At 66.0% G+C, this 13,979-nt stretch carries 14 protein-coding genes; 2 read left to right on the forward strand and 12 right to left on the reverse strand.

Annotation, left to right across the window (positions count from 1 at the left end; translation table 11 throughout):
• Nucleotides 1-23: 23 nt before the first annotated feature.
• From UB48_RS03210 to UB48_RS03230, 5 genes are all read right to left on the reverse strand, one after another.
• Complete coding sequence (locus UB48_RS03210; RefSeq protein WP_045194049.1) at nt 24-1,247, reverse strand: multidrug effflux MFS transporter; 1,224 nt, start codon at nt 1,245-1,247, stop codon at nt 24-26.
• Between the two features lie 131 nt (nt 1,248-1,378).
• The gene (gene feaR / locus UB48_RS03215; protein ID WP_045194050.1) at nt 1,379-2,323 is read right to left on the reverse strand and encodes a transcriptional regulator FeaR; all 945 of its coding nucleotides are present in this window, start codon (nt 2,321-2,323) and stop codon (nt 1,379-1,381) included.
• Between the two features lie 117 nt (nt 2,324-2,440).
• Nucleotides 2,441-3,025 carry a DUF3156 family protein gene (locus tag UB48_RS03220; protein WP_045194051.1) on the reverse strand — a complete coding sequence of 195 codons (585 nt, stop codon included), beginning with the start codon at nt 3,023-3,025 and terminating at the stop codon, nt 2,441-2,443.
• Complete coding sequence (locus UB48_RS03225; protein WP_045194052.1) at nt 2,985-4,487, reverse strand: APC family permease; 1,503 nt, start codon at nt 4,485-4,487, stop codon at nt 2,985-2,987. The genes UB48_RS03220 and UB48_RS03225 overlap by 41 nt, the downstream gene beginning before the upstream one ends.
• Nucleotides 4,488-4,592: 105 nt before the next feature.
• Nucleotides 4,593-5,042, reverse strand: coding sequence for a helix-turn-helix domain-containing protein (locus tag UB48_RS03230; protein ID WP_045194053.1), 450 nt, complete (start codon nt 5,040-5,042; stop codon nt 4,593-4,595).
• Between the two features lie 91 nt (nt 5,043-5,133).
• Between UB48_RS03230 and UB48_RS03235 the strand changes: the two genes are divergently transcribed.
• On the forward strand, nt 5,134-6,342 hold the full coding sequence (locus tag UB48_RS03235; protein ID WP_045194054.1) for an MFS transporter: 1,209 nt from the start codon (nt 5,134-5,136) through the stop codon (nt 6,340-6,342).
• Here the strand turns inward: UB48_RS03235 and UB48_RS03240 are convergent.
• The 7 genes from UB48_RS03240 to UB48_RS03270 all read right to left on the reverse strand — a co-directional run bounded on the left by UB48_RS03240 (nt 6,306) and on the right by UB48_RS03270 (nt 12,638).
• The gene (locus tag UB48_RS03240) at nt 6,306-7,271 is read right to left on the reverse strand and encodes a spore coat U domain-containing protein (RefSeq protein WP_045194055.1); all 966 of its coding nucleotides are present in this window, start codon (nt 7,269-7,271) and stop codon (nt 6,306-6,308) included. The two genes, UB48_RS03235 and UB48_RS03240, sit on opposite strands and share 37 nt — an antisense overlap.
• Entirely contained in the window at nt 7,268-9,595 is a 2,328-nt protein-coding gene (locus UB48_RS03245) for a fimbria/pilus outer membrane usher protein (RefSeq protein ID WP_230090969.1), read from the reverse strand. The genes UB48_RS03240 and UB48_RS03245 overlap by 4 nt, the downstream gene beginning before the upstream one ends.
• Before the next feature lie 65 nt (nt 9,596-9,660).
• Complete coding sequence (locus UB48_RS03250; RefSeq protein WP_045194057.1) at nt 9,661-10,452, reverse strand: molecular chaperone; 792 nt, start codon at nt 10,450-10,452, stop codon at nt 9,661-9,663.
• Nucleotides 10,453-10,492: 40 nt separating this feature from the next.
• On the reverse strand, nt 10,493-10,966 hold the full coding sequence (locus tag UB48_RS03255) for a spore coat U domain-containing protein (protein ID WP_045195634.1): 474 nt from the start codon (nt 10,964-10,966) through the stop codon (nt 10,493-10,495).
• Between the two features lie 33 nt (nt 10,967-10,999).
• Entirely contained in the window at nt 11,000-11,533 is a 534-nt protein-coding gene (locus UB48_RS03260; RefSeq protein WP_045194058.1) for a spore coat U domain-containing protein, read from the reverse strand.
• Between the two features lie 17 nt (nt 11,534-11,550).
• Nucleotides 11,551-12,078: a spore coat U domain-containing protein gene (locus UB48_RS03265; protein ID WP_045194059.1), complete on the reverse strand. Its 528-nt coding sequence runs from the start codon at nt 12,076-12,078 to the stop codon at nt 11,551-11,553.
• Nucleotides 12,079-12,110: 32 nt separating this feature from the next.
• Entirely contained in the window at nt 12,111-12,638 is a 528-nt protein-coding gene (locus UB48_RS03270) for a spore coat U domain-containing protein (protein WP_093381651.1), read from the reverse strand.
• Nucleotides 12,639-12,916: 278 nt separating this feature from the next.
• On the opposite strand from UB48_RS03270, the gene zapE reads away from it, so the two are divergent.
• Entirely contained in the window at nt 12,917-13,978 is a 1,062-nt protein-coding gene (gene zapE / locus UB48_RS03275; protein ID WP_156160180.1) for a cell division protein ZapE, read from the forward strand.
• Nucleotide 13,979 lies beyond the last annotated feature (1 nt).

Consider the following 13,979-nt stretch of genomic DNA (forward strand, 5'->3'; position numbering starts at 1 on the left):
GTGTCTCCCCCAACAAATACGGATCAATGCCCAGCCAGGCTGTGCACCTGCGGCTCGGCATGGCGGGTGCTGATGTGCACCAGCAGCGCCACGCACAGCGCCGAAAGGCCGAGCAACAACGCCCAGTGCGCCGCGCCCAAAGGCGCCATGATGCCCGACAATGGCGTGGCGAACGACGAAATGATCAACTGGAAGGCACCGAGCAACGCCGCAGTCGAGCCCAGCGCGGTGCTCTGCGAAGACATCACCAGCGACATCAGCGTGGCCTCGGCAATGCCCAGGCCGAACATGGCAACCGCCATGCCGGCAACGATACCCACCAGCCCCGCCGCACTCAGCGCACCGGCCAGCACCAGCACGGCGCCGACCAGCATGCACGCCGCGCCCCAGCGGGCCAGGCGCACCAGGCCCTTGCGCGCCACCAGGCGGCCCGCGGTGATGGCGCCGAGCAGAATGGCCACGCCGGTGGCGCCGAACAGGGTGCCGAACGCCTCGACCGACAGCCCGAAGTGATGCTGGTAAACGAAAGCGGCCCCGCCGATGTAGGCAAACAGAAAGAAGAACACCGCCGACAAGGCCAGGGCCGGGCGCAGGAACTGGCGGTCGCGGGCGATCCGTACGTAGGTGCGCAAGAATTCCCGAGGCTGCCAGGCCATGCGTTTGTCCTCGGGCAAGGTTTCCTTGAGCATCAGCGCCGAGTTGATCAGCACCAGCACGCCCAATGCCGCCAGCACCAGCATGATCGCCCGCCAGCCAAAGTGCGCACCGACAAAGCCGCCCAATGCCGGGGCGATCACCGGCGCCAGGCCTTCGATGGTCATCAGCAAGGCGAAGATCTGCGCCGCCCGCGCGCCTTCGGCAACGTCGCGGACCATGCTCATGATCACCACCAGGGTCAGGGCGCTACCCAGGCCCTGGATGAAACGCGCCAGCAGCAGGCTGTTGAGGTCGGGCGCGGCAGCGGCGGCCAGCGAGCTCAAGACAAACACCAGCAAACCGGCGAGCAACGGCCGGCGCCGACCGAGGGTGTCGACCAACGGCCCGAACAACAACTGCCCGGCGCCCATGGCCAGGAGGAACACGGTCAGGGTCAGTTGCACCCCGGCATAGGAGGTGGCGAACTCGCTGGCGATGCTCGGCATGCTGGCCAGGTACATGTCGACCGCCGAGGGCCCGAGGGCGCCGATCAGGGCCAGGGAAATGGCGAAGCCGACCCGGGCGGTCGGCGTGGAGGCTGCACTGTGCATAGGCTTGATTCCAGATAAAAACGGGACCTGGCTGGCGCTTGGCGCTCTACCTACCTATCGGTAGGTAGCCAGGTCGGACGAGCCTATACAGACCGCATCCTGCGGTCAAGCCAGCAACGATCAAACGCTGATCAGGCCAGGCTGCTGGCGCGGTAGTCCTTGGGCGACTGCTCGAACTGCTTCTTGAACGAGCGGCTGAAGTGCGCCGAGTCGGTGAAGCCCCATTTGTAGGCAATGGTGGTGATCGACTCGCGCTTGAGCACCGGGTTGGCGAGGTCGGCGGCGCTGCGTTTGAGGCGCGCGCGCTGGATGTAGCGGCAGACGCTGTCGCCCTGCTCTTCGAACAGGCGGTAGAGGTGGCGCACGGAAATGTTCAGGCGGTTGGCGAGGTTGACCGGGGTCAGGTTGGCCTGGCCGAGGGAGTCATCGATGACTTTTTGCACATAACTGCGCAGGTTGGCGCCCTGCAATGAGGCCGGCAACGCGCAGAGGTCGTCGCTGCCTTCAAGGGCCGAACCGAGCAGCGACAGGAAGGCGCTGTGTAGCGCCTGACCTTCGCCCTGCTCGTCTTCGCCGGCGCTTTGCTCTTTGCACAGCTGGTCCATCAGCAGGTGCAGCATGCGCCCGCAGGCGCGGGTCTGGGAGATCTTGCCGAAGGTGCGGCTGTCGCTGCCCAGTTGCTTGCACACCTCGGCTCGCGACAGCGACAGCGAAGCGTGCTCGATCAGGCCGAAGGGCATTATTTCGCAGGCACCGGCGGCGTCCATCAGGAGCATTTCGCCGGGTGCCAGCTGGATGCTGACGCCGTTCTGGGTGATCTGCGAGAAGCCGGTGCGCTGGCTGACCAGAAAGCAGTGCTGGTCGTTGTCGCGGTCGCTGTTCAGGCCCTTGCGGCGGATCAGCCCGGCGTTGGTACGCAGGTTGGCCAGGGCCAGGCCGCCGCGCGACCAGGTGGAAATCTCGCCGATGAACAGCGAGGGGTTGAACGCCAGTTCCGTCTCGTACACCCCGCAGATGTTCTGCATCGTTGCGTTCCAGCGTTCCAGCGCAGGGCTGCTGGCGTGATGGATACTCATGGGTACCTCCACAATGGCATCTTGTTTTTGTTGGGCAATAGTTAACATGTTATCTATGTGCGCGCAACTTGCGTGAAGCAGCCAGAGTGAAAGCAGGTTTGATGCCAGATGGCCGGCTCAGAGCCCGGCCAGCAGCCCCGGCACGCCTTGCAGGGTTGCCAGCAGGTGCTGGCATTGTTCGGGGCTCAGGCGAATGTAGCGACGAAAGGCCGGCAGGCGGTTGACCACCTCGCTGGCGCCGATGTGTTCGAGGGTCAGGGTCCATTGGCCGTCGCTTCTGTGCAGGCGCAGGCGCTTGAAGTCCAGCGGCATCAGCGCCTGCAGCAACGCGCTATCGGCCAGCAGGCGCCGTTGCAGTTCGGCCTGCAACGCCGGCTCGCCCTGACGCAGCTGAACCCGCAGGCCGCTGCGGCGCAACGACCCGCTGTGGTGCAGTTCAAGGTGGGCGCTGCCCTGCCCTGTGGCAGGCAGGCTCAGGCTGAATTCGCTCAGCACCAGGTGCATGAGCAACTGCGCTTCGCAGCGCTCGCGCACCTGCACCGCCTGCCCGGCCCAGTTGAAGCGACCAAGGCCCGGGCCGAGCACCTCGAAGCTGTCCAGACCGAGGTTGCGTTGCAGCTTTTCAAGGGTCAGCCCCGGCCGATAGCCGGCCGGCGCCCGTTCAGACAGCCTTTGCCACAGTTGGCGCAGGGCAATAGCCATGTGCAGTCCCCGGTTGATGAGCGAATTCGCGCGCCAGCACCTCTTCCACCGAAGCCGGCTTGAACGGGTTGACCTTCTGCACCAGTAGCGTCCAGAACAGCGCATACACCGCGGTGCCGGCCAGCATCAGGCCAAAGGGCACGTAGATGTCGGCCGGGTCCATGCCCGGCGGGGTGATGAACCACATGCCCAGGACAATACCGACGCTCGAGAGGATTTGCGGCAGCGGGAACCATGGCGAGCGATAGGCCCGTGGCAGGTCCGGGCGACGGATGCGCAGGATCACCACCGACAGGGTCACCAGCAGGTACGCGGTGCTCCAGGCGCACACCGCCGCCAGCACCAGGTGCATGATGCGGTCGGTGTTGCCGCCCAGCCACAGGGCGTGCAGGCATGGAATCAAGGCGGCGACGAGGATACACAGCAGCGGCGTTTTAAAGCGCGGGTGCAGGTAGGTGAACACCTTGGGCAAGGCGCCGTCCACGGCCATGCCGTAGAGGATCCGCGGCACCCCGGCCATCAGCGTGTTGATGGTCGCCGCACCGGCGAACAGAAAGCCGATGCCCAGCCACAGCGGGCCGATATCGCCCATCACCTGTTCGGCAAAGCGCGGGATGGCCATGGGCGTGTCGAGCAAGTGCACGCCGCTGGCGGCATCGAGCAGCACGTTGTCGACCTGGCGCTTCATCGCCGCGCCATAGATGAACATGCACGTCGCCACCCCCAGCAGACCCAGGGCCATGGCCCGCGGCATGCTTTTCGCCGACTGGCGCAAATCCGGCGCCAGCGGCGTAACGAACTCGCAGCCGACGAACATGAACATGGCCATGCCCACCAGCGAGAGGATGGTCACCAGGTCCGTGCCGACCAGCGACACGCCGAACCAGCCCTCCAGCTCCACCGCCGGCGCGGCCATCAGGCCGAGCACGCCGAAGACCATCAGCGTGGTCCACATGCCGAAGGTGAGGATGATCTCGGCCTTGCCGAAGGCGCTGACGCCAAAGGCATTGAGGATGGCGAAGATGATCACGAAGCCGACACCCAGCAGCCACGAACCACCGGCCGATTCGGCCAGGGTGTTGAGGTGCTCGAAGTTGACCAGGGCCATGACCCCGGCCAGCATGGTCTCGGCGGTGCCGGCAAAGACGTGGACGATCAGGTAGGCCGACAGCGTGCCGGTGATGGCGAAAAAGCGCCCCATGCCGCAGTTGATGTAGTCGTACACCGCGCCGGTGGTCGGCAGGATCGACGCCGCCTCGGCAAAGGTGGTCGCCTGCGCCAGCATCATCACCACCGCGATCAGCATGGCCACGGCGAAGGCACTGCCGCCGATACCGAAGCCCATGGTCGCGGTGAGGATCACCGGGCTTGCCATGATCAGGCCGATGGTACTGGCAAGGGCGGTGGGAAAGCCGACCGTGCCGCGATTCAGGTGCGCACTGAGCGTGTCGTTGAGCGACATGGCAAAAGACCTCGAGCAGAAGGATGACAGTGGTCCTACTCTGCGCGCGCTGGCAATGGCCGTCTTGCCCGTGGCTGCCGTGAAGGTTGTAGCTGGCTGCCAGGCTCAGCCCCGGGCCGGCAGGCGCACGCAGTCGTGCGGGCCGAGCAGGCGGCCGTCAGCGGCGCGCAGCTGCAGGGCCTGGACCGGTTTGCCGTGTTCGCGATCGACCAGTTGCGAATGGGCCTCGCCCTCGGCGAAGTAGAACGCCTCGCCCCATTGGCGCAAGCCGACGATCAACGGGAACAGGCCCAGGCCTTTCTCGGTGAGCACGTATTCCTGGTAGGCGCTGCCCTCGGACACCGGCACCAGTTCGAAGATCTGGTGCTCGACCAGTTGCCGCAGGCGGGTGCTGAGGATGTTCTTGGCCATGCCCAGGTTGCGCTGGAACTCACTGAAGCGCTTCAGGCCATCGAAGGCATCACGCACGATCAGCAGCGACCACCAGTCACCAATGGCATCGAGGGAACGCGCCACCGGGCATTCGGCGTCTTGCAGGCGGGTACGTTGGACCATGGGAAATCTCGCCAGTGAAAGTGGTTGCAATATAAAACCAGTTTCTCTAGCGTACAACTGGTTTCATTATGCAACCAGAAGGATCGACCCCATGCAGCCCCAACACCGAATGTCATCCGCCGTCATCTTGCTGTTCTCCGTGGCCTGCGCCCTGGCGGTTGGCAATGTCTACTACGCGCAACCCTTGCTCGAAGCCATGGCCCGGGAATTTGCCATCGACCCCGGCCTGGTCGGCCTGGTGGTGACCCTGACCCAGGTCGGCTATGGCCTGGGCCTGTTGTTGCTGGTGCCGTTGGGCGATCGCCTCAACCGCCGGCGGCTGATCGTCGGCCAGTCGCTGCTCTCGGCCCTGGCCCTGGTGCTGATCGCCTGGGCGCCGAGCACGCCCTGGCTGCTGCTGGGCATGGGCCTGACCGGCCTGCTGGCGGTGGTCACCCAGGTGCTGGTGGCCTACGCCGCGACGCTGTCGGCGGCCAGCGAGCGCGGTCATGTGGTGGGGGTGATTACCAGCGGCATCGTCATCGGCATCCTGCTGGCGCGTACCTTGTCCGGGGCCATGGCTGACCTCGCCGGCTGGCGCTCGATCTACTGGCTGTCGGCGGCCTTGACCCTGGTGATTGCCGCCCTGCTCTGGCGCGTGCTGCCTCGGCAACAACCGGTGCAGGCGGCGGGCAGTTACCGCGAGCTGCTGCATTCACTGGCGTTGCTGCTGCGCGATGAACCGCTGCTGCGCCGGCGCTCAGTGCTGGCCCTGCTCAGCTTCGCCTCGGCGATGGTGCTGTGGACGCCGCTGGTGTTGCCCCTGAGCGCCCCGCCGCTGTCGTTGTCGACCAGCGAAGTGGGCCTGTTCGGCCTGGCGGGCGCAGCAGGTGCGCTGGCGGCGGCGCGGGCCGGGGCGCTGGTGGATCGCGGCCTGAGCCAGTGGGTCAGTGGCGGCTCGCTGTTATTGATGCTGGCGTCCTGGGCGGCCGTCGCCCTGACTGAATATTCGCTGTGGGCGCTGCTGCTCGGCGTGGTGGTCTTCGACCTGGGCCTGCAGGCCGTGCACGTCGCCAGCCAGAGCCTGATCTACCGCCTGCCTGAAGCCACCCACAGCCGGCTGACCGCTGCTTACATGCTGTTCTACTCGGTGGGCAGTGCCTTTGGCGCGCTGACCTCGACCCTGGCCTATGCCTGGGGCGGCTGGCTGCTGGTGTGTGCCTATGGCGCGCTACTCAATGCCGTGGCCCTGGGTTACTGGTGGCTGAGCGAAGGCGCACGGGCTCAGAACTGCACGTCGAGTATTACGTTGTCCAGGTAAGTGCCGGCGGGCGGTGTGGCCTGGTCGGTGTAGACCTTGGCGTTGTAGTTGAAGATCTGGCTGCCGGTGCCGGTGCCCACACCGGGGTTGATATCGGCGTCGCTGCTGGCCCGCCGGGCCGTGGTGACGCTGCCCCAACGCACGCTGCCGGCGCTCTTGAAGATGTCATAGGCCATATAGTTGTTGGCCGCCGACTTCATCCGCCGGCGCCCGGCGGAGACATTCTGGCCATCGTCCAGGCCCACGGTGTAGTTGCTGCCCTTGGTGCAGGAGACATTGACGTTGCTGTTGACCGTGCTGAAGCCGCCGACCACCGGCGCGCTACCGAAGCTGATGTTGGGGCTGGTGATCTGGCAGTCATTGGTGACCGTCAGGCTCACGGTCAGGCTGGTGGTGCCGGTGAGGTTCTGCCGGCCCAGGCAGATGCTGCCGATGCCGATGCCCCAGCAGTAGCTGATGTTCCAGTACACCGTCAGGACTTCCTGATAAAGGCCGGCGGCGACGTTGCTGCCGCTCAGGCTCTTGAGGTAGAGCGGCACCGACTTGGGCGTAGTGCCGTTGAGCAGGCCGAGGGCATCGAGGATGCCGTTGCGGGCAAAGTCGTAAGGCAGGCTGCGGGCAATCGGGTAGTTGCTGGTGTTGTTGGCGTACAGGGTGTAGCCGATCACATCGCCCGTGGGGCCGAGCAGGCCGGTACTGCCGGCCGGTGGGGTGAAAGTGGCGTAGAAGTGATCGTCGCTGGCCAGCAGGCTGACCAGCGAGCCGGTGCATTGCAGCCCGCCATTGAGGGTCGAGGCCGACTGCACGGTGGTGCGCACCAGGGTCGAGCTGACACTGCCAAAGCTTGCCGGCGCGGTATCGATCACCGAGCACAACGCGTGCACCTGGGGGCTGGCGAGCACGGCCAGCAGCGTTAGCAGGCGCTTCATTGGCACACCAGCGGGCCGATCAGCGGCACCTGGTCCTGCTCGGGCGCCAGCTTGAACTGCACCCGGCAACTGCCGCCATTGGCAATCTGCACCTGCAGGCTGTTGTCCGCGGCCAGCCCTTCCAGGTACACCAGCCCGTCCCAGCCGACCACCGCCAGCGCCCCGCTCTGCTCATGGCGCACCTGGCTGCCCAGCGGCAGCTCCTTGTGGTTGCCATCGACCAGGACAATGCTCGCCGCCACCACCCGTTGCAGCGGGAATTCCAGCAGGTAGCCGCTGCCCCGGCGCACCGCCACCCGCTGCTCGACCTGCGGGCTCTGGACGTTGGCCGGCAGTTCCATAGGGTCGATCTCGTACTTGGCGCGGTAGTAGGCGCTACTCCAGGGCACCAGCAGGTGGCCATTCTTGTCGGTGCGCCCGACCAGCTGGTTTTCGTAGCGTACCGGCACTTGGGCAAAACCCTCGGTGCTGACCACCACGAAGGCATCGTCGATACGGTTGGCGGCGAACAACCCGGCGTCCATCCACACCAGCGAACCGCTGGCATCGGCCCAGCGGGTCATGCTGTCGCTGCTGCCATAGGCACCGGCCTGCAGTTGCACCGACTGCAGGCGCCAGGTGACGTCGGCCTGGCGGTAAGCCTCGCGATCGCCATCGGCGTAGCCGAGGTTGAAGCCCAAGCCGCCTTCGCTGGGCACCGCGCGGCTGTAGTTGACCCGTTGCTGGTTCTGGCCCTCCTTGTTGCGCTCAACGCTAAAGCTCAGGGTGCCGCGCAGGTCGAACGGAATCACCAGTTGCGCCTGCACCGCCCACTGGCTGTCGCCGATTTCGCGGTTGGCCGACAGGTACAGGCTGCTGTTGCGCCACAACGGCTTGCTCCAGCTGAGGTTGAGCAAACGGGTGCGCGAGTTGTCACCGGCGCGCACATCGAAGTAACCGGCGCCGAGGCTGCCGTAGCGTTCGAGGTTGACGCTCATGGTCACCTGTTCGCTGCGCTGGCTCAGGCGCGTGTAGGGGCTGTCGACCAGCGACAGGTCGGCATAGTCGCCGCGCCGTTGCAGGCGCTGGTAATTGAAGCCCAGGCGCTGGCTATTGTACTGGTAGCCGACGCTCAGTTGCTGGCCGCTGCGGCTGTCGAAGCTGCTCTGGCTCAGCGCCGCATTGACCACGCCCCAGTTGCCCACCTGCCAGTTGCCGCCCAGCCCGCCAAGGGCCAGGGACTCGGCCGCCTCGGCGTGGCTTTCGAGGGTGAAGCTGTCGCTCAGGCCGTAGCGCAAACTGGCGGCGGCCACCCCCGGGCCATAGGCAAAGTCGCGAAGCGCGTAGTCCCGGCGCAGGCTGCCGGCGGCCAGCGAGAAGTCCGCCAGGCCTTTTTGCAACAAGCTGCTGGTGACATAGAACGGCAAGGTGGTCGACACCTGCCGGCCGAGGGCATCGGTGGTCACCACCACCGCTTCGCCGGCGCCGTTGATGAACGGCACGTTGGTCAGGGTGTAGGGGCCTGGCTGCAAATCGGCGCTGGAGCTTTTGTAGCCGTTGATGAACAGATCCACCGAGGACGGCACCGCCGCTTCCCCGGCGAAGGCCGGCAATGGATAGGTGACCAGGTCCGGGCGCACGGCAAAGTCGCGCGACAGTTGCAGGCCGCCCAGGCGCACCGAACTGGTCCAGGGCAAGGCGCCGCTGAGCACGTCGCCGACTTCCAGGGTCAGCAGGCGCGCCTCGTCGGTGTACCGCCAGGTGGTGTCGTAGCGGCGAAAGCCTTCCTGGCTGTCGGCGTAGTCGTTGCCGCCCAGGGACTGACGCCACTGGCCGGTGGTCGACAGCGTGCCCCAGCTGTCGAACAGGCGCAGCTCGTTCCAGGCCGCCAGGTAGCGGCCACCGTCGTCGGTATCGTTGAAGTACAGGTCATAGTTGAGCAAGGCGCCAAAACTGCTGCGCGCTTCGCTGGCCGGGTACAACTGGCGGCTGCCGATGCGCTGGGTCGGCAACCAGGCCGGTGGCACCTGCAGCACCAGGCGCTGGCCCTGGCTGTCGTAGTCGCTGTGCAGGCCGGGGATGCTGTCCAGCGCCACTTCGTCACCGTACTCGCCGGGCAGCTCGATGCCAGCCGCCTGCAGGTCGGCGGTGGCCATGTACAGGCGCCCGGCGCGCTGCTGCACCGCCACCAGTTCAGGGCTGCTCATCTGGTTGACCAGCAGTTCCAGGAACAACGGCGCATCGGCGACCGCCTCGAGGCTGGCCGGGGGCGGCGGCAGTTCGCCAGCCAGCAGCGATCCACAGCCCAGCACGGTCAGGCCACAGGCCCGCAGCGCCGAAGAGATGCTCACACACAGTATCCGACCATTACCGGGTCCTCCCTGGCCCCTGTAGTGCTGCTAGCTGTCGTTCATTGCCCCTGGCTCAGGGTTTGCGCAGGCTCCTGGCCATTGACCCGGCCCTTGAGCACTGAAGCGGCGCCCAGCGGCTGCGGCGCCGGCCAGCGCATGCTGGCGCCGGGCAGCACATAGCCGAGCAAACCCTCCACCAGCGGCCGGCTCTGGCTGCCCTGCTGTAGCACCACGTCAGTCAGGCGCGCGTGCACCGGGCCGCTGTTGCGGATTTCCACATAGGGCTTGCCTTGTACAGAGACCTGACGCCAGCTCAGCAACGGCTTGCCCACCGCACTGTCACCGCGCTGGCCACTGGGGTCAGGCTTGCCCCACAAGCCTTCGCCATAGACGAACAGCGGCACCGAATAACGCATCTGGAAGCGGATCGCCGCCTGGGCCTTGTCGGCGCTGGCCGCAGCCGGCAAGGCCGGGGGAATTTCATCGATGATGATCCGGTAGGCCTGCTCCTGGCCCACCGGCGAGCTGCCGGTGCGGGTCAGGCGAATCAGCTGCTTTTGCCCCGGGGCGATATTGGCCACTGGCGGGCTGCCGATAATCTCGCGCTGGGCCTGGTACTGGTCGTCGAACTCGCCCTGGCGCCAGGCGAACACCCGCACCTGCAGGTTGGCCGGCGCATCGCCACGGTTCTCCAGCCACAGCGCGCCGGCTTTCTGATTGGCCTCCAGCACCGGATCGATCGGCCAGATCAGTACCGAGGTGGCGGCCTGCAACGGCGCACTGCACAACAGCGCCAGGGTGTAGCTCAACAGGGTGTAGCTCAAGCGCGAACTGCCGGCGCCTACTTCCATGCACACTCTCCTTATTGTCAAATTCATCCGGCGGCGCCGATCAAAAGGTCAGCACCACCTGCACCACATCGGTGTAACTGCCGGCCGGCAGGTTGCCGGTCAACTGGGCCCGGGCGTAAACCGGCAACTTGATCGTGGTCGGATCGCTGTAGCTCACCGCCACGCTCTGGTTGATGCCCAGGCTCTGGCTGAAGCCGGCGTCGCGAAACAATTGGTAGGCCACCAGCGAGGTGCCGCTGCTGCGCTTGAGGTTGCGCGTGCCGCTGGCGCTGTTCAGCCCGGCATCGACGCTCATGCTCAAGCTCACCCCCGGCGTGCATTGCAGGGTCACCGTGGTGCCGCCCAGGGCGGTGGTGACGCTGCTGGTCGACAGCGCCGAATAGCTGCCGAAATTGAGGTTGCCGTAGTTGCTCACGCCGCCCACCACCAGGCAGCCGGCCGCCACCGTGGCGCTGACCTGGAAAGTGCTGGTGGTGACCGCCGCCAACGGCAGCGGCAGGCAGCAGGCAACCATGGCCAGCAGCCCGGACCAGGTGCGGCTCACGGTTCAGAAGCTCAGCTCGACCGCCACCGTGTCGGTGTACACCCCGGCTGGCAGGCCCGCCTTGCCCTTGGCCTGGCCATACAGGTTGACGGTCTGGGCCACGCCGGTACTGGTCGGCAAGGTGATGGTGCCGTCGATGACCAGCAGTTGGGTATGCCCTGAATCGGTGTAGAAGTCATACGGCACGTAGTTGGCCACGCCGTCGTAGAGCGCACGGCTGCCGCCGGGCGACTGGCTGTCGTGGGCGCCGGCACGCACCTTGATCACCGGCACCGTGCCGCTGGAGCAGAGGATGCTCATGGCGCCACCGCCGCCGCCCAGCACCTGCCCGCCGGCAGTGGTGAACAGCGCTTCCTGGGTGCCGAAGTTCAAGGTACCGAAGTTCAGGCCGCTGGCACCGCCGCCACCGTTGACCTGGCAACTGGCGATCAGCGTCAGGGTGGCGGTGATGTTGCCGGTTACCGTGGCCGCCTGGGCCTGGGTGGCAAGCGCCAGGCCTAGGCCTGCGAAAATCAAGCGTGAGAGGTTCGGGTGCATGAGTCACTCCTTGCGTATTACCAGTCCAGGGTCACCATCAGGGTGTCGCGGTAAATGCCGGCCGGCAGCGCCTTGGGATGGGCGACTACTGCACCGTAAATCGGAATCGGAATCTGCGCGGCGCTGCTGACCGAAAAGTTGCGGGTCTGGCCGATGTTGTAACGGGCCCGGCCCGACGGGTCGGCGGACAGCTCATAGGGGATCAGCTCGCGGCCATTGCTCAGGCGCCGGGTGGCGCCATCACCGTTGGCGCCGCCGTTGATGCTCACGGTAAAGGCGCGCACCGCCGGGTTGCAGCGCACTTGCAGGCGGCTGTCACCGGCGGCTTCTTCGAGGCCGGAGCGCAGCGGGTTGGTCCAGCTCGGGCCCTGGCTGCCAAAGTCCAGTACACCGCCGCCTGGGGTTTCCAGGGTGCCCGGCCCGCCGCTGATCTGGCAGGCGCTGCTGATCACCAGGCGCGCCTGGACATGCCCGCTCATGGCCGCGAAGGCATCGGGGCTGATCAACAGCAGCGGGCCAAGCGTCAACAGCATTATCCCTTTCATACTGCCAGTTCCTTTAGCAGGCGCCGCCCCGGTTACCAGGTGACGGTGACTTTGAGCAGGTCCGAATAACGCCCTACCGCCGGCACTTCGGCCAGGCGCTCGATACGCGCATACAACGGCAGCGCCACCGAGCCCGAGTCAGGTACCCGTGCATGCTGGGCAACATTGACCGGCAGCGGCAGGCGCCAGGCCGGGTCCTGGTACAAACGGTAGGGGATGGGTTTCGCCGCAGGCTGGTTGCTGGCCAGGTAACGCACCTCGCCGATGCCGCCGTGCTGGCCACCATCGACCTGCACCTGGTAAGCGGTGTCGGGGTTGCATTCCAGGCGTGGCGGGCGTAGCGCGAGCAACTGGCTGCTGAGCGGGCCGGCCGGGTCGTCCAGCCGCGCCGTGCGGCCGAAATCGAGCACACCCAAGGCCTGGGCGCCGGCATCGCGGGGCTGGTGGATGAGCAGGCAGCCGCGCTCCACTTGCACTTTGACTTCAACCATGAAATCGGCGGCGCCTGCGGTGCTGGCCATGCTCAGCCCGAGCAGCGTCGCCAAAGAGCGTCCCTTCACCTTGTCATCCTTCAACGCAGGAGTGATCTGACCTTGAGGGTAGCAGTGAAGGAAAAACCTGCCAGTTTGCAGGGAAATGTATAAGCCCCGTACAAGATCTATCTGTAGGATCGGGCTTGCCCCGCGATAGAAGCCATCACTTATCCCGCTCAGAGATCGCTGGCCGGCCTTATTCATATTGGTTAAATTAGCCGCCCTCGCTCAAGCTGGCCCTTGAGTGCCGTTGCCCCGAGGAGCCCGGTTTGCCTGCCCTGCCCCCTTCCTGGATACGTTCGCCGTTGCGCGCCTGGCGTCGCTTGCGCACGCCGGTGGCCGAAGACAACAGCGTGGCGGCGACCGTTCGTCAGCATTTTGCCGCCAAGGCCCAAGCCCGCGGCTACACCCTGAGCGCCGGCCAGCTGCGGGTCATCGAGCATATGGCTACCGAGGCGGCGCGGCTCGACAGTGGCCAGGCGCGCAGCCTGTACCTGTACGGCGCGGTCGGGCGCGGCAAGAGCTGGCTGCTCGACGGTTTCTTCCAGGCCCTGCCCCAGGCGCGCAAGCGCCGCCTGCACTTTCATGACTTTTTCGCCCGCCTGCACCAGGGCATGTTTGATCATCGCCAGCAGGACGACGCCCTGGCCTGCACCCTGGATGAGTTGCTCGACGACTGCCAGGTGCTGTGTTTCGACGAGTTCCACGTGCATGACATCGGCGATGCCATGCTCATCACCCGGTTATTTCAGGCCTTGTTCGAGCGGCGTATTTTTCTCCTGGTAACCTCCAACTACGCGCCGCAAGGCTTGCTGCCCAACCCGTTGTATCACCAGCGTTTCGAGCCGGTGATCCGCCTGATCAACAGCCGGATGCAAGTGCTGGAAGTCGGCGGTGAGCAAGACTTTCGCAGCCTGCCCGGCGCGGCTGGCCAGCAGCGCTTTACCCAGGGCCATTACCTGTGGCCGGGCAGCCGCGAACAGCGCCAGGCCCTGCAGTTGCCCGAGCCGGGTGACGTGCCGGTTGTACTGGAGGTAGGCAAGCGCACCCTGCGCGCCCGCCTGAGCGAGCAGCGCACCGTGGGCTTTGACTTTGTCGAGCTGTGCGAACAACCCACGGCGGTGATCGACTACCTGGAGCTGGCGCGGCGTTTTGACCACTGGATCATCGACTGCTTGCCGAACCTTGAAGACTGCTCGATTGCCGCCCAGCAGCGCTTCGTCAACCTGGTGGACGTGCTCTACGACCAGGACAAGCACCTGGTGCTGATCGGCAGCCTGCCGCTGGCCGCAAGCCTGGGCGGCAGCGCCAGCGACCTGGCCCGCACCCGTAGCCGGTTGGGGCAGTTGCGCCAGGCTGGCTGCTGAG

Origin of the sequence: Pseudomonas sp. 2(2015) (assembly GCF_000955865.1) — a bacterium.
In the GTDB taxonomy this organism is placed as follows: Bacteria; Pseudomonadota; Gammaproteobacteria; order Pseudomonadales; family Pseudomonadaceae; genus Aquipseudomonas.

Bases quoted from the DNA above. Each gene is read 5' to 3' on its own strand.
- UB48_RS03210 (WP_045194049.1), bottom strand. From the start codon at position 1,247: ATGCACAGTGCAGCCTCCACGCCGACCGCCCGGGTCGGCTTCGCCATT.
- feaR (WP_045194050.1), bottom strand. From the start codon at position 2,323: ATGAGTATCCATCACGCCAGCAGCCCTGCGCTGGAACGCTGGAACGCA.
- UB48_RS03220 (WP_045194051.1), bottom strand. From the start codon at position 3,025: ATGGCTATTGCCCTGCGCCAACTGTGGCAAAGGCTGTCTGAACGGGCG.
- UB48_RS03225 (WP_045194052.1), bottom strand. From the start codon at position 4,487: ATGTCGCTCAACGACACGCTCAGTGCGCACCTGAATCGCGGCACGGTC.
- UB48_RS03230 (WP_045194053.1), bottom strand. From the start codon at position 5,042: ATGGTCCAACGTACCCGCCTGCAAGACGCCGAATGCCCGGTGGCGCGT.
- UB48_RS03235 (WP_045194054.1), top strand. From the start codon at position 5,134: ATGCAGCCCCAACACCGAATGTCATCCGCCGTCATCTTGCTGTTCTCC.
- UB48_RS03240 (WP_045194055.1), bottom strand. From the start codon at position 7,271: ATGAAGCGCCTGCTAACGCTGCTGGCCGTGCTCGCCAGCCCCCAGGTG.
- UB48_RS03250 (WP_045194057.1), bottom strand. From the start codon at position 10,452: ATGGAAGTAGGCGCCGGCAGTTCGCGCTTGAGCTACACCCTGTTGAGC.
- UB48_RS03255 (WP_045195634.1), bottom strand. From the start codon at position 10,966: ATGGTTGCCTGCTGCCTGCCGCTGCCGTTGGCGGCGGTCACCACCAGC.
- UB48_RS03260 (WP_045194058.1), bottom strand. From the start codon at position 11,533: ATGCACCCGAACCTCTCACGCTTGATTTTCGCAGGCCTAGGCCTGGCG.
- UB48_RS03265 (WP_045194059.1), bottom strand. From the start codon at position 12,078: ATGAAAGGGATAATGCTGTTGACGCTTGGCCCGCTGCTGTTGATCAGC.